The sequence below is a fragment of the Pseudorhizobium halotolerans genome (genome assembly GCF_902153235.2).
GTDB classification, from domain to species: domain Bacteria; phylum Pseudomonadota; class Alphaproteobacteria; order Rhizobiales; family Rhizobiaceae; genus Neorhizobium; species Neorhizobium flavum.
On record NZ_CABFWE030000008.1, the window covers coordinates 198,830 to 221,877 of the forward strand.

Below are 23,048 nucleotides of genomic sequence, written 5' to 3' on the forward strand. Positions count from 1 at the left end.
TCAGAAGGGCACCTTCCCGGGATTGAACAGCCCCTTCGGGTCGAGCGCCTGCTTGAGCGTACGGGCCAGAGCCCGCTTTGCGGGTGAGGTGAAGGTCTCGTAGCCGTAGCGCTTTTCGAGCCCTACCCCGTGTTCCGCGGAGAAGCTGCCACCGGCTTCCCGGATGCCGGTGTATACGGCATCTTCAACGGCACGCAATTCATCCTGCGGCAGCGGTCCGCGCCTGATCAGCGTCAGGTGCAGGTTGCCGTCGGCGATGTGCCCATAGACATAGGCCGCATAGGTGGGATCGATCGCCTTCAGCCGGCTCTCCAACTGGGCGACATAGGCGTCGAGACGGGTCGGCGGAACGGAGACGTCGAAGGAGGCGGCTTCGGGAATCTCGGCATAGTAGAAGCCGGAATCCTCGCGGATGTCCCAGAAGCGCCGCGCCTGGTCGAGCGACTTGGCGACGATGCCGCCTTTGAGGTCGAGCGGCTCCCAGAGCTCCGCAAGCTGATCCTCCAGGGTGGCCGCGGCGGCATCGACGCTTTCTGCCGATATCTCGACCAGCAGTGCCGAGGCGTCCTCTTCGAGCCATGACAGATCGAGACCCTTGAGATGTGCATGATCGCGAATGTAGCGCGGCCACATCATCTCGGCTGCCTCAAGGGTGACGCCCGGCAGGGTCCGGAGATGGCGGATGACCGACAATGCAGTGCGGGCATCGGCAGCGCCCAGCATCGCGGTCGCCCGGTACGGGCGCTGCGGCTCCAGCTTCAGGACCACCTTGGTGACGACGCCGAAGGCGCCTTCGCCGCCGATGAAGAGCTGTTTCAGGTCCGGCCCGGCCGAGACCTTCACGACACGCGTCAGGTCAGAGAAGATATCCCCAGACGGCAGGACTGCCTCAAGTCCAAGCACCTGATGGCGCATCACGCCATTGCGGAAGGCGAGGATGCCGCCGGCATTCGTCGACACCATACCGCCGATCGTCGCCGTGCCACGCGAGCCGAGATCGATGCCGGTAGTGAGGCCGTGTTCCGCCGCAGCCTGCTGCAGGGCCTCCAGCGTCACTCCCGCCTCGACCGTTGCGGTCATCCCCTCAGGCTCGATGGACAGGATGCGGTTGAGACGCGAGGTAGACAGTATGACCTCTCCCGCGACGCTGACATTGCCGCCTACCAGCCCGGTGAGACCGCCCTGCGGGACGATCGCGATGTTGTTTTCCGCGCACCAGCCGACGAGTGCGACTGCACCCTCCACCGTCGCGGGCTGAACCATCACGCCGGCGCCGAAATTCCGAAAATGCTCGCCCGGATGCCGGCCCTGGAGATCTTGGGGGGAAAGGACCGTCAGTTCCGGATGAAGTTCGCTCAGGCGGCGGTGGAGTTCGAGGGGTGTCAGAGTTGTGGACTGTGCTAGGGTCATTCTGTCGACTTCGTTGGAGGCGAATGGGCCGTCTTAGCAGTGCGGCTCCGTTCGGCAAGATCGGATCATCGCCTCCGTACCAGCAACTTGATTTTCGGGTGCGCCTTGTTATTCTTACGTTCACGTAAAGGTAAGCGGCGCCCCGTTCGCAAATCCGGTGGCGTATCGCTTTGGAGGTCGACAATGCCTGTGGCTTTTGCCAATGAGGTTGTCAGACAAGTGGTGCCGGAGTGGAGCCGGCAAAGCGGAGTAGGTGATGAGCGAGCAATTGGAACTGCCCGAGCGCGAGAGCATGGAATTCGACGTGGTAATCGTCGGTGCCGGTCCGGCGGGGCTGTCGGCGGCGATCCGCCTGAAGCAGGTCAATCCGGACCTCACCGTGGTCGTGCTCGAGAAGGGGGCGGAAGTTGGCGCCCATATCCTGTCCGGCGCCGTGGTCGATCCGATCGGCATCGACAGGCTTCTGCCCGGCTGGCGCGAGGAGGAGGGGCATCCCTTCACCACGCCTGTCACCGACGACCAATTCCTCTTCCTGGGGCCGGCGGGCTCGATCCGCCTGCCGAACGCCTTCATGCCGTCGCTGATGAACAATCACGGCAACTACATCGTCTCTCTCGGTCTTGTTTGTCGCTGGCTTGCGGAGAAGGCGGAAGCGCTCGGCGTCGAGATCTATCCGGGGTTCGCCGCAACGGAAGTGCTCTACGACGAGAACGGCGCGGTGCGTGGCGTGGCGACCGGTGACATGGGCATCGAGCGCAACGGCGAGCCGGGCCCGGCCTTCACCCGCGGCATGGAGCTGCACGGCAAATACGTGCTGATCGGCGAGGGTGTACGCGGATCGCTTGCAAAGCAGCTGATCGCGAAGTTCGATCTCCAGAAGGATCGGGAGCCGCAGAAATACGGCATCGGATTGAAGGAACTCTGGGAGGTCAAGCCGGAGAACCACAAGCCCGGCCTCGTTCAGCACTCCTTCGGCTGGCCGCTTGGGCTCAAGACTGGCGGCGGTTCCTTCCTCTACCACCTGCACGACAATCTCGTCGCCGTCGGCTTCGTCGTCCACCTGAACTACAAGAACCCCTATCTCTACCCGTTCGAGGAGTTCCAGCGCTTCAAGACGCATGAGGCGATCCGCGGCACCTTTGAAGGCGCCAAGCGCATCTCCTACGGCGCCCGCGCGATTACCGAGGGTGGCTATCAGTCGGTGCCGAAGCTCTCCTTCCCTGGCGGCGCGCTGATCGGCTGCTCCGCCGGAATGGTCAACGTGCCGCGCATCAAGGGCAGCCACAACGCCGTCCTCTCCGGCATGCTGGCGGCGGAGAAGATCGCAACGGCGATCGCCGCCGGCCGCGCCAATGACGAGGTGGTCGAGATCGAGAACGAATGGCGCGACGGCGACATCGGCAAGGACCTGAAGCGGGTGCGCAACGTCAAGCCGCTGTGGTCGAAGTTCGGCACAGCCATTGGTGTCGGGCTTGGCGGCATCGACATGTGGACCAATCAGATCTTCGGCTTTTCCTTCTTCGGGACGCTGAAGCACGGCAAGACCGATGCCGAGAGCCTGGAACCGGCTGCCAAGCACAAGCCGATCACCTATCCCAAGCCTGATGGGGTCCTGACCTTCGATCGCCTGTCCTCGGTCTTCCTGTCCAACACGAACCATGAGGAGGACCAGCCGGTCCACCTGCAGGTGAAGGACATGGACCTGCAGAAGCGGTCGGAGCTCGGCGTCTATGCCGGTCCGTCGACCCGCTACTGTCCGGCCGGCGTCTATGAGTGGGTCGAGAAGGATGGCGAGGAGGTCTATGTGATCAACGCCCAGAACTGCGTCCACTGCAAGACCTGCGACATCAAGGATCCCAACCAGAACATCAACTGGGTGCCGCCGCAGGGCGGTGAAGGACCGGTCTATCCGAGCATGTGAGACCGCGCTGAATCCGACATTAAGGCCCTCCGGTCAGTCCGACCGGAGGGATTTTTTGTTTTGGCCCCGGCGTGAGGCTCGCGGCGGCCGGCGCCGGTTTGATCTGAAGCAAAGCTCCCCTCCCGATAAGGCCTAGGATGCTCCTTGCGGCGCGAGACAGGTACCGCAGCGATTTCGAACCTTTCGTAGGAGGAATGACGATGAAAAAGCATGTGAGGCTGTCACTGGTCGTTGCTGCGGCGCTCTTTGCGGGTGCTGCCTCCGCTCAGCCCTTCGGCGGACCGGGCTGGGGAGGCGGACCCGGCATGGGTTCCGGCTGGGGCGGTGGACCTGGAATGGGCATGGGCATGGGCTGGGGCGGCGGCCAGATGATGCCCGGCCGCGGCCGCTTCGCCATGATCGACGCCGACCATAATGGCACGATCAGCGCCGAAGAGGCTGCTTCCGCGGCCGAGGGCGTGTTCGCGGCCATGGACGCCGACGACAATGCTGAACTGACCAAGGACGAGTACATGAGCGTCCGGATGGGCCCGCAGATGGGCTGGAACCAGCAGCGCCAGACCGAGCGTCAGACTGCCAAGGAGGAACGCTTCGGCCAGATGGACAGTGATGGCAACGGCACCGTCACACAGGCGGAGTTCATCGCCCATGCCAAGGCCCATTACGACAGCGCCGACGCCGACAAGGACGGCAATGTCACGCCATGGGAATGGCGTAGCGAGCAGTGGAACTGAGCTCGCCGCACATTTCTCTCAACAAGCAGCTTGCGCGTGGGTGCGCGCAGGCGGTGGGCGGTATCACTTCGCCGTGACACTAACGCTTCATTAACCATAAACTCCGTAGTTTCGTGCCATCAAACCGACACATTGAGGACACGATTCATGTCGATCTCCCGCCGCGGGTTTCTGTTCGGACTGCCGCTTTTCGTCACTGGATGCGCCTCCAGTGGCGTGGATCACCAGGCCAATTATGCGGCTCTGCCGGATGAAGCTTTCCCGCTGAAGCGCGTCCCGCTGGACAAGATCAAGCCCGAGCTTCGCCGTCAGGTCGTCGCCTATGAAACCAGCCACAAGCCGGGAACGATCGTGGTCGATACGCCCGCCCGCCGCCTCTATCATGTGATGGAGAATGGGCAGGCGATGCGCTACGGCGTCGGCGTCGGTCGAGCAGGCCTCGCCCTCTCCGGCAATGCCTATGTCGGTCGCAAGGCGGAATGGCCAACCTGGACCCCGACCCCGAACATGATCCGCCGGGAACCGGAAAAGAACCTGAAATACGCTGGGGGCGTGCCGGGCGGGCCGAACAACCCGCTCGGCGCACGCGCCATCTATCTCTACCGCAACGGCAACGACACGCACTTCCGGATCCACGGCACGAACCAGCCGCAGACGATCGGCTACGCCATGTCGAGCGGATGCGTTCGGATGATGAACCACGACGTGATCGATCTCTACGAACGGGTGAAGGTCGGCGACCGGGTCGTCGTGCTGCAGGCCTGATCTTAGAAGCGGCGACGTGGCTTCACGCGCGTCGCCGCGACAGCAATCCGGTCGACAGGAGGACGCCGAGGCCGGTGACGAATGTCGCTGCGATCGTCAGTGCGTCCACGGCTTCCCCCAGCAAGACGGCTCCACCGATCGCTGCGGCGACGGGCGTGACGGCGGTATAAGCCGCGGCTTTCGTCGCACCGAGCATCCGCACGCCGATCCCGTAGAGGACAGTCGCGAGCAAACCGGAGAGCAGGCCCTGCGGCACGATCTGCAGCGCGATCTCCGAGACGGGAGCGACCAAGAGGTTCGAGCCCATCAGGGGGATCAGCGGCAGGTTGATCACGGTCGACCAGAAACAGATCAGAGCGCCGGCCTCGAAGGCGCCGAGTCCAGATCGGCGAAAGGCATGGGTATAGACAGCCCACAGCACCGCGCCGAACGGCAGGACGAGATAGCTTCGCCAGGTGAGTGCCGCGCCGGATGCCGTCCCGATGAGAAGCATCAGCCCGCCCGCAAGGATCGCCAGCATGCCGATTTTGCGCAAGCGATCCGGCCGTTCCCCCAGCACCAGCATTCCGATTAGCGCGGTGGCGAGCGGCATGGTGCCCGGCAACAGGACCCCGGCGGCGGAGGCGGGAGTGGCGTGCAGTCCAAATGCGGCAACCTGGAAGAAGGGCGCGCCTGCGCCGACGATCATTAGGACCAGCGGTAGGGTGCCGGCACTGCGGGGCCAGAGCCCGGTGCGGCGGAGAAATGGCGAAAGTACGAGCGCCGGGATGCCGAAGCGCAGCAGGCTGAGGTCGAGCGGCGTCAGCATGCCGCCCCTGCTGTAGCGCATCGAAATCAGCCAGGTTGCCCAGATGCCGACGACGGACAAGGCTGCTGCCGCACCGAGCATCGTCGATGTGGATGCAGGCGGGCGTTCGATCACTGCCATCACGGTCTTCCTCTGCAACGACGACGGCGGATCATAGCTCCGTTAGAGGAGACCCGTCCTTGCTAAATCGCGCCGGGAATGACAAGAATTTGGCATTCTGTGCCAATATCATTGGGTATGACGGACTAACATGCCAAAACTTGACAAGTTCGATATCGGCATTCTTGAGGCCCTGCAGCAGGACGCCCGGGCAACCAATGTGGAAGTTGCCGAACGGGTGAACCTCTCTCCTTCGCCCTGCCTGCGGCGGACGCGCATGCTGGAAGAAGGCGGAATCATCCGTGGTTACCGCGCCGACATCGACAGGCAGGCGATCGGGTTGGAACTGACGGTCTTCGTCTCCTTCAAGGTGATCCGCCATACCCGCGAAAATGCCCAGGCGCTGGAGCAGGCGCTGATCGACATTCCGGAAGTGATTGCCTGCCACATGATCTCCGGGCAGTCGGATTTCCTGGCTGAGGTCGTGGTCGAGAATCTTGCAGCCTATGAGCGGCTCTTGACGGAGAAACTGCTCGTCCTGCCGCAGGTCACCGACATCCAGTCGAATTTCTCAATCCGGGCCGTCAAGACCGGCGGTGCGCTGAAGCTGCCGCCGGTCCGTGAACGGGGCTAGAAGCCAGATAGGACGATCTTGCCCTTCGTCCGGCCGCTTTCGATCATCGAATGGGCGCGCTTGAGGTTCGCCGCATTGATCACACCATAGGTCTCGTTCAGCGTGGTGCGGATATCGCCGGCATCCACCATGTCTGCCACATGGTTCAGCAGCTTGTGCTGCTCCATCATGTCCGCCGTCTGCCAGACCGGACGGGCGAACATCATCTCCCAGTGGATGGAGAGCGACTTGCGCTTGAATGGACGCAGGTCCATCGGTTCCTTTGGATCGTCGATCAGTGAGAACCGTCCCTGCGGTGCGATCAGTTCCAGAACGTCGGCCACATGCATTTCCGTCTGCGTGGTCGAGAAGACGAAAGCGGGCGAACCTATGCCCAATGCCTCCACCTGTGGCGCCAGCGGCTGGCTGTGGTCGATCACATGATGAGCCCCGAGCTCACTGATCCAGGCCTTTGTCTCGGGGCGTGATCCGGTCGCGATGATGGTGAGATCGGTCAGGCGACGGGCGAGCTGGATTGCGATGGATCCCACGCCGCCAGCACCGCCGATGATGAGGACCGCATTGGCGGCACCAGGAACCGGGTCCTGCACCTTCATACGGTGGAACATGGCTTCATAGGCCGTGATGGCGGTAAGCGGCAGGGCGGCAGCCTCCTCGAAGCTGAGGCTTGCAGGTTTCCTGCCGACGATGCGCTCATCCACGAGGTGATACTCCGCATTGGTGCCCTGCCGATTGACGGCACCTGCATAGAAGACCTCATCGCCAGGCTTGAAGAGGGTGACCTCGCTTCCGACTGCCTTGACCACCCCCGCCGCGTCATAGCCCAGCACCCGGTATTGCCCGCCTTCCACCGCTGCCGAGGCCCGGACCTTCGTATCCACCGGGTTAACGGAAACCGCCCTGATCTCGACCAGGAGATCGTGGCCGGTCGCTTGCGGCATAGGCAGATCGATGTCGATGAGCGCGGTATCCGCGTCGATGGGTTGGGGCTTGTTGAAGGCGACGGCGCGCATGCGGCTCTCCCTGTTCGTTGCAGGCCTCGATTTTGCAGCCTATCTCCGTGACCTGCAACAACGGCGAAGGACTTCGGGGCTATATCGGTAAAATCCCGCTCAGCGGAAACATTCCCCCGCCTGCTGGCAAAACGGCCGATGAGCAACCATTTCTGCCATGGCTCGTTGTTCGGCGGGCTGACCTGCAGGCAGAGCGAAAGCGCCAGATGAACCTTGTTGCCGTCTTCAACCGCGATGGCGGAACCTTCAAGACAACCGACATGGACGCCTATTGCGCTCGTGCGGCAAAGACATTCAAGGACGCGGGCCATCGGATCGAGTGTCACGTCGTTGCCGGCAAGGACGTTGTCGCCACGATGCAGCGTGTTGCGGCCAATGCCGACGTCGAGGGGCTGATCGCCGGAGGTGGTGACGGCACGATCTCCGCGGCAGCCGACATCGCCTGGCGCAACGGTCTGACGCTCGGCATCGTCCCCGCCGGCACGATGAACCTGTTTGCACGTTCCCTGAAGCTGCCGCTCGACATCTGGGGGGTCCTGGATGTCCTGGCGCGAGGGAACGTCGAGAATGTCGATATCGCCAGCGCCAACGGCAGGAGCTTCATCCACCAGTTTTCCGCCGGCCTTCACGCACGCATGGTCCGTTACCGGAATTCCATGACGTTTGGGTCACGTCTTGGGAAGATCCGCGCCAGCACGCGGGCCGTGCTGGGGGTGATGTTCAATCCCCCGGAATTCGAGGTGGAATTCAATGCCGAAGGGAAGGTAGGCCACCGAAAGGTCTCCGCCATTTCCGTGTCGAACAACGAGTTCGGCCAGGATCCGCTGCTCGTTGCGCCGGATGTGACGGGCGGCCATCTCGGCTTCTATATAGCCGATCCGCTGACGCCTGCGGGCGTGGCGCAACTCGCCTACGACATCCTGCGGGGTCGCCTGAAGGAAAACGCGGCGGTCACTGCCATGACCACCACCGAGGTCGAGCTGCATTTCCCTCGCGAGCGGCATGATGTTCGCTGCGTCATCGACGGAGAACTGCTGCCCATGGACCGCGACGTCAAGCTGCGCATACACGCCGGTGAACTCAAGGTTCTCGTGCCTCGCGAACCTGACGAACTTAAGCAGGAAGAGGCGGGAAGCGGCATCTGATCCCTCAGATGCGCGGAAGATAAGTGCGGTAGTCGAAATCGGAGACGGTGCGCAGGTAGGTGAGCGCCTCCTTCCGCTTCGTATCCGCATAGAGCCTCTGGTAGCGTTCGCCGAAGACGTCGCGAATGAAGGCGGATGCGGCGAAGTCTTCGACAGCGGTCAGGAAGTCATGCGTCAGGCGGCGATTGCCCGGCACCGGCTGGCCGGGTTCGGTGGGCAGGCCTGCGTCGAGCGTCTGTTCGATGCCAAGCAGCATTCCCCCCAATATGGCAGTCAGCAGGAGATAGGGATTGGCATCGGCGCCGGCGACGCGGTGCTCGATGCGCGCTGCCGGTCCGCCCTTGTCGGGTATGCGCACGGCCGTTCCGCGGTGGCCATAGCCCCAGTCGATCTCGACAGGCGCGAAGGATCCGGGCTGAAAGCGTCGGTAGGAATTGGCAAAAGGCGCGAAGATCAGTTGCGCGTCGCGCATCGTGTCGAGCATTCCGGCACAGACGGATTTGAGGAGCGCCGGCTCGCTCCCCCTGGCATCAAGGATGTTGTTTCCGTCGCGGTCGATGATGCTCGCATGGACATGCAGGCCTGAGCCGGCATGTTCGGCATAGGGTTTCGCCATGCAGGTGGATTTCAGGCCGTGGCGCTTCGCCGCCTGCTCGGCGATCCGCTTGAGATAGATGCAGTCGTCGGCGGCGGCCAGCGCATCCGCCCGGTGCAGGAGGTTGATCTCGAACTGACCCGGGCCGAACTCCGCCGTGGTGGCGTCCGCGGGCAGGCCCTGCGCCTTCGACCAGGCCCGGACCGTCTGCAGATAACCGTCCAGCGCATCGACGGCGCTCATGTCGTAGAGCTGGAAGCCGTTCGGCTCCCCGCGGAATGCAAGGCTTTTCGGCGGGCGCGGCCGTCCGGTCTCGCGCCAGTCGTCCTCCACCACATAGAATTCCAGCTCCGTGGCCACCACTGGCGTGAGCCCGCGTTCCTCATATCGTTGAAGCAGGGCGGCGAGGATGGCGCGCGGGTCCATGAAGCTCGGGCTGCCGTCCAACTCGTGCATCGTTGACAGCACTTGCTGTGACCCCTGCGGTGCCCACGGCATGGGCGCAAGGCTGCGGCGGTCCGGAATGCAGAGGCCATCGGGGTCGCCGATCGACAGGGACAGCCCGGTGATGTCGTCATTGTCGTCACCCCAGATGTCGAGCGACTGCGTCGAGGAGGGGAGCCGGACAGAACCATCCCAAACCTTCTTTTCCGCCTCCAGCGGGATCTGCTTGCCGCGCAGGTCGCCATTCATGCCGACGAGCAGGATTTCGATGCGGGGAGGGGCATTCTCGGCGGTCATGGGAAGTCTTCAGAAGGGAGTTGCGAAGCTTCGTTCGTAGCCGATAAGACTTGGGCAGACAATCTCGCCTCCGGAAGACCCCAATGACCTCTGCCACAGTCCTCTCCAATCTCGGCGCCATCGATGCCGCCCACCACCTGCATCCCTTCTCGGACATGAAGAAGCTCAATGCGGCAGGCACGCGGGTTATCGAGCGGGCCGAGGGCGTGCACATCTTCGACAGCACCGGCAAGAAGTACCTCGATGCCTTTGCCGGGCTCTGGTGCGTCAATGTCGGCTATGGGCGGCGAGAGATCGCCGAGGCGGTTCATCGCCAGATGAGCGAGCTGCCCTATTACAACAGCTTCTTCGGGACGACGACACCGCCGACGACCCTGCTTGCGCAGAAGATCGCCTCGCATGCTGGCGGCAAGCTGAACCGCGTCTTCTTCACCAATTCCGGCTCCGAAGCCTCGGACACCTGGTTCCGCATGGCGCGGGTCTACTGGAAGGCGCTTGGCAAGCTGGAGAAGACACAGGTCATAGCCCGCCGCAACGCCTATCACGGCTCGACGGTCGCCGGTGCCTCGCTCGGTGGCATGAAGTGGATGCACGAACAGGGCAACCTGCCGATCGAGGGGATTCACCACATCGGTCAGCCCTACAGGTATGCGGAGGGCGGGGATCTTTCGCCCGCAGAGTTCGGCCTGAAGGTGGCCCGCGAACTGGAGCAGAAGATCGACGAACTCGGAGAAGATCGTGTCGCCGCCTTCGTCGCCGAGCCGATCCAGGGCGCCGGCGGTGTGATCATCCCGCCGGACACCTACTGGCCCGAGATTGCCCGCATCTGCCGCGAACGCGACATCCTGCTCGTCTCCGACGAGGTGATCTGCGGCTTCGGACGGCTCGGCTCCTGGTTCGGATACCAGCACTACGGGGTGGAGCCCGATCTTGCGCCGATCGCCAAAGGGCTCTCCTCCGGCTACCTGCCCATCGGCGGGGTGATGGTGAGCGACCGGGTGGCGGACGTGATGGTGGAGGAGCTCGGGGATTTCTACCACGGCTTCACCTATTCCGGGCATCCGGTCTGTGCCGCGGCGGCGCTGGAGAACCTGCGCATCATCGAGGAAGAGGGGCTGGTCGAGCGTATCCGCGACGACATCGGGCCCTATTTTTCCGCCGCCTGGAAAAGCCTGGAGGACCACGAGGTGGTGGGCGAGGCCGAGAGCGTCGGGCTGATGGGTGGCCTGCAACTGGCCGCCGACAAATCGACCCGCCGGCGCTATGCCAAGCCTGACGACATCGGTACGCTGGTGCGCAACCACTGTGTCGAAAACGGCCTGATCATGCGCGCTACGGGCGACCGCATGCTCGCCTCGCCGGCCTTCACCATCAGCCGTTCGGAGGTGGACGAGGTGGTCGACAAGCTGCGCAAGGCGCTCGACCACCTGCGGGACACGGTCAGGGAGTAGTCTCGCCGTCTGCCGCCGGCACGTACCAGGCATAGCCGAACGTGTACTCATCGCCCGGACGACCATAATTGCGTGGCAGCATGACGGTACGCATCCCCGCCCGGCGCAGCGGGCCGTACTGGGTTTGAACGAAGGCCTCCAGGTCCTGGCTGAGGGGAGGCAGCGGATTGTCGCGCCACTGCATCCAGCCGATCACGACAGGTCGGTCCGCGGCCGGCTTGACGGTGGGACGGAAGTCGGGATGGTCTGGCAGAACGGCAGGGACTTCCGGAAACTGCACCCGCATGCTTCCGAGAAGGGGAAGCATGTCGCCAACGATGACCGAGGGCTCCCCGGCATCCGCGCGGACCGCCTCTGCATAGGCATCCATCGGCGTGTTCAAATAGTTGTAGTCGCCCGACCACCCGGACGTGACGATGCGGAGCACGAGGATTGCCGGTATCAGGACCATCGCCCCTGCCGCGATCCGGACGAAGGTTATGATCTGGCTGCGCTCGCCAATGCCGGCAGCGTCGAGTTTCAGGCAGATGTAGAGCGGGAGGACGAGCAGGTAGGGTGTTAGATACCGATCCCGGATCTGGTCCAGGCCGCCGGCTAGGATGACCAGCAGCAGGCCGAGATAGATGACGCCGAGAAGCCGTCCGAAGAGCCGCGTCCAGCGGGAGGAGGCGCGGAGTGCCTGACGCCAATCTTTGCCGAAGGCGATGACAAAGACGATCAGCGTGAGGGCCGAGAAGCCGATCGTTGCAAGCATGAGCGTCAGCATTCCTCCACCGACGCGCAGCAGATAGGGAACATCCGTTTCGCTGATCAGCTTGCCCATTGTCCTGTCGGTAGCAGCGTCGAGGTTGCTGAGAAACCAGAGGGCATGCGGCAGAGCCACGGAGAGTGCGACCACGGCCGTGACGGCAAGCCGCCAATCGAACAGCCTTCGGCGCATTTCCGGATCGAGCAGAATGGCGATGAGCGCTGCGGCAGGCAGAAGCACGAAGTTGTACTTGGCATTGAAGCCGATACCGATCGCCAGCCCCGTCAACGCGTAGGCCAGGATCGACGGACGCTCGAGCGTGCGAACCACCCCGTAGAGAAAGAAGCAACTGGCAAAGATGACGGCAACGGTATGGGTGAGATCGCGCTGCGCCTCAAAGCCTATCTGGGGAATGGTGATGAGGCCGAGCGGAGCAAGCATGGCGAGCGACTTGCGACCGATCAGATGCCAGGCTGCCAGTCCGTACAGGAGATAGCTCAGGAACAGCATGCTGTTCTTGACGATCGACAGGCTGAAAAGCGAGGGGCCGAGGGCGCCCGTCACGAGGTACTGGATCCAGTTGTAGAAGGGCGGCTGACTGTTATAGCCGACCGCCAGCCACTGTGCGAGGAACAGCTGCTCCGCCTCATCGAGTTCAAGCGCATGGGGTAGCGACAGGCGCACGAAAACCTGGATCAGGAAGTATCCCGCAAGCAGCGCAAAGACGTAGCCGGGCTTCTCTTCCAGCAGCCGGACCATCAACCGTCCTTTTCGTGGACCGTGCGCACGATGTAGGTGGACGCGTCTGTTTCCGTCCGGGTGATCAGTTCGCTGAGAATACCGGTCGTGATCAGTTGTACCGAGGACAGGAACAGCATGATGCCGACCATGAGCAGGGGCCTTGTGCCGATATCGTTGCCGAAGATGAACTTGTCGACGGCGAGATAGAACAGGATCAGGCCGGAGAGGGCGCCGAGGCCGAGACCGAGCGAACCGAAGAAATGTCCCGGCCGCGCCCTGAAGCGCATGAAGAACATGACGGCAAGCAGGTCCAGGATGACACGGAATGTGCGCGAAATACCGTATTTCGAAACGCCATGCTGGCGGGCATGGTGCGTCACCGGCATTTCGCCGATGCGAGAACTCGGCACCACGCCGGCAACCCAGGCGGGGATGAAGCGGTGCATTTCGCCCATCAGCTTGACCTGCTTGATGACCGAAGCACGGTAGACCTTCAGCGAACAGCCGTAGTCGTGCAGGCGCACGCCGGTGATCCTGCCGATCAGCCGGTTGGCGATCCAGGAGGGGATCTTGCGCAGAACGAGGCCGTCCTGGCGGTTCTGGCGCCAGCCGACCAGCAGGTCCAGTTCGCGTCGAACCAGTTCTGCGACCATGAGCGGAATGTCTTTCGGATCGTTCTGCAGGTCGCCGTCCAGCGTCGCGATCAGACGACCGCGCGCATGCGTGATGCCGGCCTGCATGGCAGCGGTCTGTCCGAAATTCCGCTGCAATTCGACGATCCTGAGTTCGAGGTCGGGACGGGCGAGTGATGCTCTCGCCTTCAGGATCGTGGCATCGGTGCTGCCGTCGTCGACAAGGATCAACTCCCAGCGCTCCGCGTAACCCGACATGGAGGCGACGATCTGTTCGATCAGCGGACCGACGCTTTCCTCCTCGTTGAAAAGAGGCACGACCAACGACAGTTCAACCGGATCGGCGGTTTCGGCGAGGCGGATGACCGACTCTTCTGTTGTAGACAACGTGTCTTTCTCCTAAAGCTCGGGTCCGGCCTGCGCCATGCTGCGGCTGGTCTGCGACGACCCGAGAAACGCTCAGGGCTCTACTATATGAAGAGTGATTCCGTTGCCACCCGCCGGGTGTGGATAATGCGCAATGCGATGACCCTTCTGACGCTCGCGATCATCATTGCCTATGCCGCCTTCATCCAGTGGGTCTGGGGCTGGGGCAGTGTCCTGGCGCTTTGGCAAACCGTGGGGCTGGGGACGGGTCTTGCGGCCCTTTCGGCGCTGCTTGCCACCTATGTGCTCCGGGCATGGCGTATCTATGACTATTTCCCGCAGGAAACCGCCGGCCGGTTCGGCGCCCTGCTGCGGCTGAGCCAGGTGCAGAACCTTCTCAATGTCATGCTGCCGTTCCGTTCCGGCGAGGCGAGTTTTCCGCTGCTGATGATGCGCGACTTCAACATCTCGCTTGCGCGCGGTACGGCGGCACTCCTCGTCATGCGGCTGTTTGATCTCCACGCATTGCTGGCAGCCGGCGGTATCGCCCTTGCGCTCGAGGCGGACGCGATCTGGGCCTGGATCCTGTGGGGAGCCTTTCTCCTTCTGCCTCCCTTGGGGTTCATGCTGCACGGCATTGGCCTGCGATTTGCGGCAAGGGTGCTGCCTGCAAAGGCAAGGCGGCTGCTGGCGGAGATAGAGGCTGGCCTCCCGGCAGATGCCGCTGCCTTCTTTCGCGCCTGGGGGGCAACCCTCCTGAACTGGTCCACGAAGATTGCGGTTCTCGCCTGGGTGCTCGGCCTTCTCGGCGGGCTGGAGATCCTGCCGGGCCTCGGAGGCGCCCTTGGGGGCGAACTGTCGTCCGTCCTGCCGTTCCATGCGCCGGCGGGCGTCGGAACCTATCCGGCAGGGATCAGCGTCGGTGCGATCGCTTTCGGCGCCGCGGCAACGGGCCCGCTGTCCGCCGATCTCGCACAGGCAGCGGTCAACACGCACTTGCTCGTCATCATCTCCGCGCTGGTGGGCACGACGCTGTCGCTCCTATCGGCAAGGGCGAAGCCATAGCGATCACCGCATTTGCCCGCTACTGGAACGCGGTCTCGTAGAAGCTTCGGAGCTTGCGCGAATGCAGGCGTTCCACCGGCATCGCGGCGAGCTTCTGCACGGCGCGGATGCCGATCTGCAGGTGCTGGCTGACCTGGGTGCGGTAGAAGGCGGTCGCCATGCCCGGCAGCTTCAACTCACCGTGCAGCGGCTTGTCGGAAACGCAGAGCAGCGTGCCGTACGGCACGCGGAAGCGGAAGCCGTTCGCCGCGATCGTCGCCGATTCCATGTCGAGCGCGATGGCGCGCGACTGCGACAGCCTCTTCACCGGACCCCGCTGGTCGCGCAGTTCCCAGTTGCGGTTGTCGATGGTTGCGACCGTTCCGGTGCGCATGATGCGCTTGAGCTCGAAGCCCTCATAGCCCGTCACCTCCTCGACCGCATCCTCGAGCGCCTGCTGGACCTCGGCCAGGGCCGGGATCGGGACCCAGACCGGCAGGTCGTCGTCCAGCACATGGTCCTCGCGGACATACGCATGTGCGAGCACGTAATCACCCAGCCGCTGGCTGTTGCGCAGGCCGGCGCAGTGGCCGACCATCAGCCAGGCATGCGGACGCAGGACGGCGATATGGTCGGTGATGGTCTTGGCGTTTGACGGGCCGACGCCGATGTTGACCAGCGTGATCCCGGCATGCCCCTTCTTCTTCAGGTGATAGGCGGGCATCTGGGGCAGGCGCCCGACGATGGAAGTTTCCTCGCGCGGCTCTCCCGGATAGGTAACGAGATTGCCCGGCTCGACGAACGCATCATAGCCTTCGCCGCCCCTGGCCATCATCTCGCGTGCCCAGGCGGCGAATTCGTCGATATAGAACTGGTAGTTTGTGAACAGCACGAAGTTCTGGAAATGCTCGGCGCTGGTCGCCGTATAATGGCTGAGGCGGGCCAGCGAATAGTCGATGCGTTGGGCCGTGAAGGGCGCAAGCGGGGCGGGCTCGCCCGTTACCTGGTCGTATTCGCCATTGGCGATCAGGTCGTCGGTGTTGTTGAGATCCGGCGTATCGAACAGATCGCGAAGCGAGACATCGGCAAGCCCGGCGGTCGCCGACGCCTCCACATGCGCACCCTCGCCGAAGGCAAAGTGCAACGGAATCGGCGTGGCGGATTCCGAAACCGTGACCGGGACATTGTGGTTCCTCATCAGCAGCCCGAGTTGTTCCTTCAGGTAGTGACGGAAGAGCTTCGGCCGTGTGATCGTGGTGGTGTAGATCCCCGGCGACGTGACGTGTCCATAGGAAAGGCGCGAGTCTGCATGACCGAACGACGTCGTCTCTATGCTGACCTGGGGATAGCAGGCGCGGTACCGCCCGGTCACCGGACTGCCATTGGCCAAGGCTCCAAAGGCATCGATCAGGAAGCGGGTGTTGCGTTCATAAAGCTCTGTGAGCGCGTCCACGGCTTCAGCCGGATCGTCGAAGACACCTGTCTCGTAGGGGCTGGGGCTGATGAAGGGGAGAGGGGAAAGAGAAAAGATTCGCTTGCTCATGGGCCATTATAGGATGAAGTCGTTGACAAGCAAAAGACGTCATCCCGTCGACAGGCGTCAAGACATCGACTGGCGCTGCAAGCTGACGAACAGCACGAAGCCTGCGCCTTGCTTGGGTGCCAGACCATTGGCCTTCGCGTGAATGGTCACGGCAGCCAGCGGGCCGACGAGAAGGAGGGCCGCAAGCGTCATGCGCAGCAGCGTCGGCGCCAGGCGCGGGGAACGCGTTTTTGTTTGTTGTTCGCTTGTCCTCATAGGAGGGCTCCGCAGAAGGGAGACAACCCGGTGCACCGGCCAGCGAAGCCGAGATCCGAACGCCTTGCCCAGTTTCCGGCATTCCCGACCATCGCACCGAGGAGGATCGCGAAGTTCACGCAGATCAGCGTGACGATGATGAAGTGGCGAACAAGTGCAGACATTCTCTTTCCCCAAACCCTATTGGGAGCAGAGAGTACCAATGCCGGCTGAACTCCGCCTGAGGCGTCGGTTCATCTGGGGTTCAGCGAAGTAAAGCTCGCGATTCCGTCCACGGTACTTCTACCCGAGACGCAAAAAAAGCCGGCGTTGCGCCGGCTTTTTCGATTTCCGCTCGAAGAGTGCGACCCGAGCGGGAACGGTGGCTTGAATGAACCGATCAGTTGGTCGGACGCAGTGCGCCTTCGTAGTAGTCACCGCGATCCTGGGTGCCGTCGATGTCGGTATTGGCCATGTTGCGATCACGGATCATCCAGTTGCTGTCACCGTTGATGCTGCCGGTCGACATGGTATCAACCTGGGTATCATCGATGCTCGGCGGGGATTCTGCATATGGCTCGTACTGCGTCGACTGGGCCAATGCCGAGCCCGCAAAAGCAGAAGAAGCGATGAGAGCGGCAACAAAACCGGTGGTAAGGGAGGTTTTCATGTCCTGTCCTTTCTTTGGGTTATCCTTTGCCAGCGCGCCGTGTGGCGGCTTGCAGGACAGAAACCCACTCGGCAGAACATCGTTCCGCAAAAGATGATTATCGGCGTTCACAAAGAATGCGAGCAACATCAAGCGGATGTTATCTTCTGCGTGATCTGGATTTGATCCGTGGCTGGGGCGAGCCCAGTCTATCGCCAGCGCTCCCTTTACCCCCGCGGTCTTCGTTGATTCGCGTCGCCACCTGTTCTATCATGACCACGCGATGGCGAGCCGCAGGCCTCTTCATCGTGTCAGGTGGAGGGCGATTGCGACCCGCCGTCCAGCCGGTGTCTTGAATGAACTGCAAAGACCAGCCGCGAGAGCGGCTGGTCTTTCGGTATTCGTAAGAGGTTCGGCCTCGTACGGCTCGTAGCAGGCGGTGGATCAATGCGTTGAGCCGTGCGGGGGGGCGCGATTATTGCGGACGGTTGGCGCCTTCGTAGTAGTCGCCACGGTCGGGGGCCTGGCGTACATCCTGAGACGCGAATTCAGCGCGATGGCTGATGCTGCCGGTCTGAACACGGTCGATCCGGCTGTCTGCGGCGTCCTTGGCTGCGCCCTCGTAATAATCGCCAGCTGCGAGTGCTGCGCCACCGAAGGTGGCGGTTGCGATGAGAGCTGCGGCGAGGGTGGCGATTGACTTGGTCATGGTGGATTTCCCTTCTTTGATAGGGCTGCCGTGCGGAAAGTTTGCGACCTGAAGCACGGCCAGCCGGTGTTTCGAATGAACTGCGTTAGTTGGGGCGGTTTGCGCCTTCGTAGTAGTCGCCGCGGTCAGGCGCCTGGCGGACGTCCTGATCAGCGGAACCGGCGCGGTCGCCGATGCTGCCCGTCTGGACACGGTCGATGCGGGATGCTTCCGTCGTCTTGGAGGCACCTTCATAGTAGTCGCCGTCGGCGAGAGCTGCGCCACCGAAGGTAGCGGAAGCGATGAGGGCTGCGGCGAGGGTCGAGGTAAGAGACTTGGTCATTGGAGTTTTCCTTCTTTGGTCAGGCTGGCGTGCCGAGAGTTTGCGACCTGGGGCACGACAAGCCGGCGTCTTGAATGAACTGCGGTTTAGTTGGGGCGGTTTGCGCCTTCATAGTAGTCACCGTGGTCGGGCGACTGGGAGGCAACCTCTACGGTCGAACGGTCGTTCGCGAGCAGGGGCTCATTGTTGATGCTGCTGGTCTGGAAGGTATCCACCGCGGCAGGAGCTTCGGAGGATGCACCTGGGTAGTAATCGCCCGAAGCGAGGGCTGCGCCACCGAACGCGGCAGAGCCGGCGAGGGCGGCAGCAAAGACGGAAAGATTGAACTTGGTCATTTCGTATTCCTTTCGGCATAAGCGAAGCAGTGCTGCTTGCTGACTGCCATATCGGATCGAAACGATCGGTTCGGAAGGTCAGAAAATGGAATCCGCTGTCAACGCGTCGTTGACAATCCAAGCCGAACTGCCGGGAAGTGCAGCGCAGGGTTGATAAACAGGAACGTTGATAGCTGCATTCAGCGCCCCGCGCCAAATGCGCTTTTTCCGTGCTACCGCCTGCAAATCAGGGGCTATATAATATCAGCAGATCTGCATGTGACCGCAGGTGGCAGGATTGTCACGGTCGAGGAAAAAGCAAGAGCAACTCTTGGCCGCTCCTCGTCGAAAAACGCGATTCACGCACCTTCACAAGTTTTTTACGGCATCAAAAAGCTGCCGCAACTCCTTTATTGGGAGCCGCGGCAGCGCGGGCGTCGTATTCGTTGGCGATAAATCTAGCCACGACGTGGAGCGTGACGTCGCTCCCGAACGATCAGAGGCGAGTCCAGGTCTGCGTCTTGCAGAGCACCGCCATGACGCAGCCCTTCATCTTCAGAGAGTTTCCGCTGACAGTACCTGAGCCGCTATAGGTCTTGTCTGCTGCGGGGTCGGTAATCTCCCCCTTGTAAGTGCCGCCGGTCCCGGACAGCTTGCCGATCTGCTTGCCGGCGTGCTTGCCCGTCTTCAGCGTAACGCAGAAGGCGCTGCCGCATTTGCCGATGGTAGCGGTTTCGCCGCTCGCCGTCTTCCAGTTGCCCTCCAGCGGCTCGGCTGCATGAGCAAAGCCTGCCGACAACAAGAAGGCGGCAGCAAGTAGTACATGACGCATGATCAATTTCTCCATCCCTGTGTCGGCCGGACCGACAGTCACATCCTCCAGCCCGCCCGGAAGGCGAGCAGGCATCAGATTAGCTTACGCGTACGTAAAGGTAAACGATGCGATGCGCCGGCGAGCGGCTTTTTCTGCGCAGCCTTTCCACCTGCCGCTCCATCGGAGCTTTGCGGATGGTTAGCAGAGAGTTGAGACCGAAATCTCAACTTTGCGTAAAATTTTTCCTCAAGGCCAAGCGCTGCAGGCATCCCGATGTTTAACGAAAAGCCAATTTTACCAAGCATTTGTATTTTGTTTTCTCGCAATTAATCATGCCTTTTAGCCGACTGTTTGAAGATCTGCCGCATAGTCCTCCTCAGCAAACGAGCGGAAAAATCCGCCGGCCTGACGGAGACAAGCCGCCGAAGACGGTGCCTCCGGAAGGATCCCGAAAGGGGCAAGAAACAGAGCAAGTTCAACGGCAACAGCTTCAAACAGGGACAAAGACAATGGCACGCTTCGAAATTCAGAATTCCGGATATGCGACGATGGGTGGCGAGACCCGCGCCGATACCTTCTGCGAAATGGGGTTGATGTATGCGACTGGCCGCGGATGCGCGGTCGATCTCGTCGCCGCTCACAAGTGGCTGAACATAGCCGCCATCAAAGGCTCGGACCGTGCGGCCGAATTGCGGGCTGATCTGGCCCAGACGATGAGCAAGGCCGAACTCGCAGCAGCACTGCGTGCCGCTCGCGAATGGATGACGATGCACTGATGAGTGGCCGCCGTTGCGGCGGCGCCACCTCAGAGGGTCTTCAAGACCCGGGGTAGCGCCTCTTCGAGCAGCGCCATGTCGGCTTCGGGCCCGGCACTGATCCGGATGCACCGGTTGAGCGGTGCGACCCCCGGCATGCGGATGAAGACGCCGTGCTCCATCAGGCCGTCGACGATGGCCTTGGAATAGGCGCCGTCTCGACCACAGTCGATGGCGACGAAATTGGTGGCCGATGGAAGCGGCAAGAGCCCATTTTCGAGGGCAATGCCGCCGATGCGCTCCCGGGACAGCCTGATGTTCTCCAGAACCTCTCCGAGATAGGCCTGGTCCTCCAGGGCAGCCAGCGCCGCGGCAGTGCTGATCCGCGCCATGCCGAAATGATTGCGGATCTTGTCGAAGGCTGCGGCCGTCCCCGGCGTCGAGATCGCGTAGCCAATACGCGCGCCTGCGAGCCCGTAAGCCTTGGAGAAGGTGCGGGTGCGAATGACGTTCGGCTGGTCGATCAGCCCATCAATGTCCGGCGTCGAACCCTCAGGGGCCGTCTCGCAATAGGCTTCGTCGAGGATCAGCAGTGTCGTTTCCGGTAGCGCCCGCGCAAATGCGACAACGCTGTCGGCGTCCCACCAGCTTCCCATCGGATTGTCGGGATTGGCGAAATAGACGAGGGGCGGGTTTTCCCTTCGCACTGCAGCCAGAAGTCCATCGAGGTCTTCCCGGTCGTTCACGTAGGGCACGGTGACGAGCCGGCCCCCAAAGCCGTTCACATGGAAATTGAAGGTCGGATAGGAACCGAAGGAGGTCACAACCGGCATGCCAGGGTCGATGACCAGCCGTACGATCTGGCCGAGCAGCGAATCGATGCCCTCGCCGATCGCAAGGTTTTGCGGCTGACAGCCGAGATGAGCGGCAAGCGCCTGCTTCAGCGCATAGTTTTCCGGATCATTGTACTTCCATGTTTCCGGTGCCGCTTCGGTGATGGCCCGAAGCACGGACGGGGCGGGACCGAAGCCGTTCTCGTTTGCGCCAATGCGTGCCTTGACCTCCAGGCCCCGGTTGCGCTCGATCGCCTCCGGCCCGACGAAAGGAACGGTTGCGGGGAGCGACTGGATGAGCGGTGTGAAGCGGGAGAATGCGGACATGGAAGCGGACCTGCTGCTGGAATCGGCTCACCATAGGGCCGAATCCGACACACGCAAGTACGTGAGAGCGTCAACCGGTTCGGCCTGCCATGCGGTCCGCCAGCCGCCGGAACATCGCCGCCAGGCGGTCCATCCCAAGCCGTATCTCCGGCCGGTGCCGGTCGTCATCATTGGCGACAATCCAGAGCGTATAGGTAAGGCCCTCCAGGATCGGCCCGTCCCGCTCCAGTTCAGGATCGGCATCCCCGACGAAGCATGGAAGCACGCCCCGGCCATTGCCGGCCCGGATCAGCCGCAAGAGCAGGTCCGGCGAGTTCGCCCAGGTCATGATGTCCGCCTCATGATGCTCGAAGGCCCACCGGTCCGCAGGCGAATGGGCGCTCTGCGTCCCGAGCGAGACCCAGGGGAGGGGAGTGCGGGACGAGTTCTTGGCGCTGTAGACGGCATGAGCGACGGGCACCGCTTTGCGCAGCGCGAGATTGCCGGTCTGCGGAGGCTCGCGCATGAGGCCGATATCCGTCTCCCGATAGGTGAAGTCGATGCCGGCATGGCGCATCTGGCAGCAGAGGCGGAAAGGATCCGTGGCTCCGCGAAGGGACGGTGTCTCGTCGGCGATGACGCCCGAGAGCCAGGCATCGGCGCCGATCGAGACGATTGGCAGGGTGAAGGCCTGTCCCCGCCAATCCGCAATCTTCTCCGCCGATGTCTGCATGGCCTGCACATGGGCTAGCAGCACCTCGCCATCCGGCGCCAGCCGGTAGCCCCGCTGGCTGCGCACAAACAGCGTCCGCCCGGTCGCCCGCTCCAGTGCCAGCATCCGGCGCCCGATCGTCGGTGCGCTGATGCCGGTACGCTCGGACGCGCCGCTGAGGCCGCCGGTCAGCGCGACATGCAGGAAGAGCTTCAGGTCATCCCAGTCCGGTTCCGTCATCGGGGCCTATTCTAGCGCGCTCATCGAGAACCGCATCATTCACCGGTGAAAAACGGCTTTCGTTTGCGCGTCTACAAGCGGTGCCCGGCAGGAGCTAGCTGAGATCCATGTTCCGCTGGAGATGAAGACCATGCTTCTGAACTGGACCGTGACCTGGGTAACCCTTTGTGACCATGCGAGGCGCAAGCGGGCGTCGCGCCTCGACGATCCCCTCGATGCGGGCGAGTGGCAGCCGTTCCGCTGGGCGATTCCGCTGATCGCGCTTCTGCTGCGCCAGCACAGTTCGGCAGGTCGACCGGACCCTATGGAGAACGCTGGCCGGAAGGTACTCAGTTGGTCTCGAAGCCGAGCCGGATGACGTGATGCAGGAATTCCGGGTCGATCAGCATGTTGAAGCCAACCGTCACCTTCTCCTCTTCCCGACGGATGACCGTGCAGCCGATCTCGTCGTGGATGCCGAGGATTTCAAGGAAGAAATTGCTCGGCACCGGCACATGCGGGCTGACCTCCAGATCGGCTCCATAGAGCGAGATGGTGCGGATCAGGCAGCGCAGGTGCGTCTTGGTGCTGAGATGGTGGCCGACAAAGATGATCTTGCCCGGACGATCGATCGTGAACTTCTCGAAGACCTGGTCGCGGGGAATGTTCTGTCTCGGGTCGCGGTCCATGTTCAAGGGCATGACACCCTCCTTCTGTCTCCTCACGGCACGATCTTAGCCTTTTTCAACTAACACATCCTGAACGATCCTCCGGCAATTGCAGATAAGCGG

Annotated in this window: 25 protein-coding genes; 8 read left to right on the plus strand and 17 right to left on the minus strand. The window is 62.5% G+C overall.

Going from position 1 to position 23,048, the window contains the following annotated elements:
- Positions 1 to 1,410 (minus strand): FAD-binding oxidoreductase, encoded by a 1,410-nt coding sequence (locus FN060_RS15105; protein WP_142588814.1) that lies wholly within the window; start codon positions 1,408 to 1,410, stop codon positions 1 to 3.
- A gap of 256 nt (positions 1,411 to 1,666) precedes the next feature.
- Here FN060_RS15105 and FN060_RS15110 point away from each other — a divergent pair, with 256 nt between their 5' ends.
- The 3 genes from FN060_RS15110 (at position 1,667) to FN060_RS15120 (ending at position 4,830) form a co-directional block, all read left to right on the plus strand.
- The gene (locus FN060_RS15110; RefSeq protein WP_142588815.1) at positions 1,667 to 3,331 is read left to right on the plus strand and encodes an electron transfer flavoprotein-ubiquinone oxidoreductase; all 1,665 of its coding nucleotides are present in this window, start codon (positions 1,667 to 1,669) and stop codon (positions 3,329 to 3,331) included.
- Positions 3,332 to 3,531: 200 nt separating this feature from the next.
- Entirely contained in the window at positions 3,532 to 4,065 is a 534-nt protein-coding gene (locus tag FN060_RS15115) for an EF-hand domain-containing protein (protein WP_183949936.1), read from the plus strand.
- A 147-nt stretch (positions 4,066 to 4,212) separates the two neighbouring features.
- A complete protein-coding gene (locus tag FN060_RS15120; protein ID WP_142588817.1) occupies positions 4,213 to 4,830 on the plus strand; it encodes a L,D-transpeptidase in 618 nt (205 codons plus the stop codon).
- A gap of 22 nt (positions 4,831 to 4,852) precedes the next feature.
- Here FN060_RS15120 and FN060_RS15125 read toward each other — a convergent pair whose 3' ends face one another.
- Positions 4,853 to 5,758, minus strand: a complete 906-nt coding sequence (locus FN060_RS15125; RefSeq protein WP_142588818.1) for a DMT family transporter — start codon at positions 5,756 to 5,758, stop codon at positions 4,853 to 4,855.
- A gap of 130 nt (positions 5,759 to 5,888) precedes the next feature.
- On the opposite strand from FN060_RS15125, the gene FN060_RS15130 reads away from it, so the two are divergent.
- Positions 5,889 to 6,371 carry an Lrp/AsnC family transcriptional regulator gene (locus FN060_RS15130; protein ID WP_142588819.1) on the plus strand — a complete coding sequence of 161 codons (483 nt, stop codon included), beginning with the start codon at positions 5,889 to 5,891 and terminating at the stop codon, positions 6,369 to 6,371.
- Here FN060_RS15130 and FN060_RS15135 read toward each other — a convergent pair.
- Complete coding sequence (locus tag FN060_RS15135) at positions 6,368 to 7,384, minus strand: zinc-binding alcohol dehydrogenase family protein (RefSeq protein ID WP_142588820.1); 1,017 nt, start codon at positions 7,382 to 7,384, stop codon at positions 6,368 to 6,370. The two genes, FN060_RS15130 and FN060_RS15135, sit on opposite strands and share 4 nt — an antisense overlap.
- Before the next feature lie 206 nt (positions 7,385 to 7,590).
- Between FN060_RS15135 and FN060_RS15140 the strand changes: the two genes are divergently transcribed.
- Positions 7,591 to 8,529, plus strand: a complete 939-nt coding sequence (locus FN060_RS15140) for a diacylglycerol/lipid kinase family protein (RefSeq protein WP_142588821.1) — start codon at positions 7,591 to 7,593, stop codon at positions 8,527 to 8,529.
- A 4-nt stretch (positions 8,530 to 8,533) separates the two neighbouring features.
- Here FN060_RS15140 and FN060_RS15145 read toward each other — a convergent pair whose 3' ends face one another.
- A complete protein-coding gene (locus tag FN060_RS15145; RefSeq protein WP_142588822.1) occupies positions 8,534 to 9,865 on the minus strand; it encodes a glutamine synthetase family protein in 1,332 nt (443 codons plus the stop codon).
- 83 nt (positions 9,866 to 9,948) lie between these two features.
- Between FN060_RS15145 and FN060_RS15150 the strand changes: the two genes are divergently transcribed.
- A complete protein-coding gene (locus tag FN060_RS15150) occupies positions 9,949 to 11,316 on the plus strand; it encodes an aspartate aminotransferase family protein (protein ID WP_142588823.1) in 1,368 nt (455 codons plus the stop codon).
- On the opposite strand, the gene FN060_RS15155 is transcribed toward FN060_RS15150, so the two are convergent.
- Together FN060_RS15155 and FN060_RS15160 are read right to left on the minus strand one after the other, a co-directional pair.
- Positions 11,306 to 12,823, minus strand: a complete 1,518-nt coding sequence (locus FN060_RS15155) for an ArnT family glycosyltransferase (protein ID WP_142588824.1) — start codon at positions 12,821 to 12,823, stop codon at positions 11,306 to 11,308. The genes FN060_RS15150 and FN060_RS15155 overlap by 11 nt on opposite strands.
- Positions 12,823 to 13,824, minus strand: coding sequence for a glycosyltransferase family 2 protein (locus tag FN060_RS15160; protein WP_142588825.1), 1,002 nt, complete (start codon positions 13,822 to 13,824; stop codon positions 12,823 to 12,825). Before FN060_RS15160 ends, FN060_RS15155 begins: the two co-directional genes overlap by 1 nt.
- A gap of 87 nt (positions 13,825 to 13,911) precedes the next feature.
- Between FN060_RS15160 and FN060_RS15165 the strand changes: the two genes are divergently transcribed.
- On the plus strand, positions 13,912 to 14,868 hold the full coding sequence (locus FN060_RS15165; protein ID WP_142588826.1) for a lysylphosphatidylglycerol synthase domain-containing protein: 957 nt from the start codon (positions 13,912 to 13,914) through the stop codon (positions 14,866 to 14,868).
- Between the two features lie 19 nt (positions 14,869 to 14,887).
- On the opposite strand, the gene amn is transcribed toward FN060_RS15165, so the two are convergent.
- The 8 genes from amn to FN060_RS15205 form a co-directional block, all read right to left on the minus strand.
- Positions 14,888 to 16,390 carry an AMP nucleosidase gene (gene amn / locus FN060_RS15170; protein WP_142588827.1) on the minus strand — a complete coding sequence of 501 codons (1,503 nt, stop codon included), beginning with the start codon at positions 16,388 to 16,390 and terminating at the stop codon, positions 14,888 to 14,890.
- A 57-nt stretch (positions 16,391 to 16,447) separates the two neighbouring features.
- The gene (locus tag FN060_RS15175; RefSeq protein ID WP_142588828.1) at positions 16,448 to 16,645 is read right to left on the minus strand and encodes a hypothetical protein; all 198 of its coding nucleotides are present in this window, start codon (positions 16,643 to 16,645) and stop codon (positions 16,448 to 16,450) included.
- Positions 16,642 to 16,809 carry a hypothetical protein gene (locus tag FN060_RS15180; protein ID WP_183949938.1) on the minus strand — a complete coding sequence of 56 codons (168 nt, stop codon included), beginning with the start codon at positions 16,807 to 16,809 and terminating at the stop codon, positions 16,642 to 16,644. Before FN060_RS15180 ends, FN060_RS15175 begins: the two co-directional genes overlap by 4 nt.
- A gap of 215 nt (positions 16,810 to 17,024) precedes the next feature.
- Complete coding sequence (locus FN060_RS15185; RefSeq protein ID WP_142588829.1) at positions 17,025 to 17,423, minus strand: hypothetical protein; 399 nt, start codon at positions 17,421 to 17,423, stop codon at positions 17,025 to 17,027.
- A 325-nt stretch (positions 17,424 to 17,748) separates the two neighbouring features.
- The gene (locus FN060_RS15190; protein WP_142588830.1) at positions 17,749 to 17,982 is read right to left on the minus strand and encodes a hypothetical protein; all 234 of its coding nucleotides are present in this window, start codon (positions 17,980 to 17,982) and stop codon (positions 17,749 to 17,751) included.
- An 85-nt stretch (positions 17,983 to 18,067) separates the two neighbouring features.
- Positions 18,068 to 18,304: a hypothetical protein gene (locus tag FN060_RS15195; RefSeq protein WP_142588831.1), complete on the minus strand. Its 237-nt coding sequence runs from the start codon at positions 18,302 to 18,304 to the stop codon at positions 18,068 to 18,070.
- Between the two features lie 86 nt (positions 18,305 to 18,390).
- Positions 18,391 to 18,639: a hypothetical protein gene (locus FN060_RS15200; RefSeq protein ID WP_052637656.1), complete on the minus strand. Its 249-nt coding sequence runs from the start codon at positions 18,637 to 18,639 to the stop codon at positions 18,391 to 18,393.
- 475 nt (positions 18,640 to 19,114) lie between these two features.
- Positions 19,115 to 19,450: a DUF2147 domain-containing protein gene (locus tag FN060_RS15205; RefSeq protein WP_210310775.1), complete on the minus strand. Its 336-nt coding sequence runs from the start codon at positions 19,448 to 19,450 to the stop codon at positions 19,115 to 19,117.
- A gap of 491 nt (positions 19,451 to 19,941) precedes the next feature.
- Here FN060_RS15205 and FN060_RS15210 point away from each other — a divergent pair, with 491 nt between their 5' ends.
- The gene (locus FN060_RS15210) at positions 19,942 to 20,208 is read left to right on the plus strand and encodes a sel1 repeat family protein (protein ID WP_077547835.1); all 267 of its coding nucleotides are present in this window, start codon (positions 19,942 to 19,944) and stop codon (positions 20,206 to 20,208) included.
- Between the two features lie 29 nt (positions 20,209 to 20,237).
- Here the strand turns inward: FN060_RS15210 and FN060_RS15215 are convergent, their stop codons facing one another.
- The 3 genes from FN060_RS15215 to FN060_RS15225 all read right to left on the minus strand — a co-directional run bounded on the left by FN060_RS15215 (position 20,238) and on the right by FN060_RS15225 (position 22,958).
- Positions 20,238 to 21,347 (minus strand): pyridoxal phosphate-dependent aminotransferase, encoded by a 1,110-nt coding sequence (locus tag FN060_RS15215; RefSeq protein ID WP_142588832.1) that lies wholly within the window; start codon positions 21,345 to 21,347, stop codon positions 20,238 to 20,240.
- 70 nt (positions 21,348 to 21,417) lie between these two features.
- Positions 21,418 to 22,278: a LysR family transcriptional regulator gene (locus FN060_RS15220; protein WP_142588833.1), complete on the minus strand. Its 861-nt coding sequence runs from the start codon at positions 22,276 to 22,278 to the stop codon at positions 21,418 to 21,420.
- A gap of 329 nt (positions 22,279 to 22,607) precedes the next feature.
- Positions 22,608 to 22,958, minus strand: coding sequence for a hypothetical protein (locus FN060_RS15225; protein ID WP_052637661.1), 351 nt, complete (start codon positions 22,956 to 22,958; stop codon positions 22,608 to 22,610).
- Between the last annotated feature and the right edge of the window lie 90 nt (positions 22,959 to 23,048).

Excerpts from the sequence above, each read along its gene's own strand:
- FN060_RS15105 (WP_142588814.1), bottom strand. The coding sequence starts at position 1,410 with ATGACCCTAGCACAGTCCACAACTCTGACACCCCTCGAACTCCACCGC.
- FN060_RS15110 (WP_142588815.1), top strand. The coding sequence starts at position 1,667 with ATGAGCGAGCAATTGGAACTGCCCGAGCGCGAGAGCATGGAATTCGAC.
- FN060_RS15115 (WP_183949936.1), top strand. The coding sequence starts at position 3,532 with ATGAAAAAGCATGTGAGGCTGTCACTGGTCGTTGCTGCGGCGCTCTTT.
- FN060_RS15120 (WP_142588817.1), top strand. The coding sequence starts at position 4,213 with ATGTCGATCTCCCGCCGCGGGTTTCTGTTCGGACTGCCGCTTTTCGTC.
- FN060_RS15125 (WP_142588818.1), bottom strand. The coding sequence starts at position 5,758 with ATGGCAGTGATCGAACGCCCGCCTGCATCCACATCGACGATGCTCGGT.
- FN060_RS15130 (WP_142588819.1), top strand. The coding sequence starts at position 5,889 with ATGCCAAAACTTGACAAGTTCGATATCGGCATTCTTGAGGCCCTGCAG.
- FN060_RS15135 (WP_142588820.1), bottom strand. The coding sequence starts at position 7,384 with ATGCGCGCCGTCGCCTTCAACAAGCCCCAACCCATCGACGCGGATACC.
- FN060_RS15140 (WP_142588821.1), top strand. The coding sequence starts at position 7,591 with ATGAACCTTGTTGCCGTCTTCAACCGCGATGGCGGAACCTTCAAGACA.
- FN060_RS15145 (WP_142588822.1), bottom strand. The coding sequence starts at position 9,865 with ATGACCGCCGAGAATGCCCCTCCCCGCATCGAAATCCTGCTCGTCGGC.
- FN060_RS15150 (WP_142588823.1), top strand. The coding sequence starts at position 9,949 with ATGACCTCTGCCACAGTCCTCTCCAATCTCGGCGCCATCGATGCCGCC.
- FN060_RS15155 (WP_142588824.1), bottom strand. The coding sequence starts at position 12,823 with ATGGTCCGGCTGCTGGAAGAGAAGCCCGGCTACGTCTTTGCGCTGCTT.
- FN060_RS15165 (WP_142588826.1), top strand. The coding sequence starts at position 13,912 with ATGAAGAGTGATTCCGTTGCCACCCGCCGGGTGTGGATAATGCGCAAT.
- amn (WP_142588827.1), bottom strand. The coding sequence starts at position 16,390 with ATGAGCAAGCGAATCTTTTCTCTTTCCCCTCTCCCCTTCATCAGCCCC.
- FN060_RS15175 (WP_142588828.1), bottom strand. The coding sequence starts at position 16,645 with ATGAGGACAAGCGAACAACAAACAAAAACGCGTTCCCCGCGCCTGGCG.
- FN060_RS15180 (WP_183949938.1), bottom strand. The coding sequence starts at position 16,809 with ATGTCTGCACTTGTTCGCCACTTCATCATCGTCACGCTGATCTGCGTG.
- FN060_RS15185 (WP_142588829.1), bottom strand. The coding sequence starts at position 17,423 with ATGTTGCTCGCATTCTTTGTGAACGCCGATAATCATCTTTTGCGGAAC.
- FN060_RS15190 (WP_142588830.1), bottom strand. The coding sequence starts at position 17,982 with ATGACCAAGTCAATCGCCACCCTCGCCGCAGCTCTCATCGCAACCGCC.
- FN060_RS15195 (WP_142588831.1), bottom strand. The coding sequence starts at position 18,304 with ATGACCAAGTCTCTTACCTCGACCCTCGCCGCAGCCCTCATCGCTTCC.
- FN060_RS15200 (WP_052637656.1), bottom strand. The coding sequence starts at position 18,639 with ATGACCAAGTTCAATCTTTCCGTCTTTGCTGCCGCCCTCGCCGGCTCT.
- FN060_RS15205 (WP_210310775.1), bottom strand. The coding sequence starts at position 19,450 with ATGCGTCATGTACTACTTGCTGCCGCCTTCTTGTTGTCGGCAGGCTTT.
- FN060_RS15210 (WP_077547835.1), top strand. The coding sequence starts at position 19,942 with ATGGCACGCTTCGAAATTCAGAATTCCGGATATGCGACGATGGGTGGC.
- FN060_RS15215 (WP_142588832.1), bottom strand. The coding sequence starts at position 21,347 with ATGTCCGCATTCTCCCGCTTCACACCGCTCATCCAGTCGCTCCCCGCA.
- FN060_RS15220 (WP_142588833.1), bottom strand. The coding sequence starts at position 22,278 with ATGACGGAACCGGACTGGGATGACCTGAAGCTCTTCCTGCATGTCGCG.
- FN060_RS15225 (WP_052637661.1), bottom strand. The coding sequence starts at position 22,958 with ATGCCCTTGAACATGGACCGCGACCCGAGACAGAACATTCCCCGCGAC.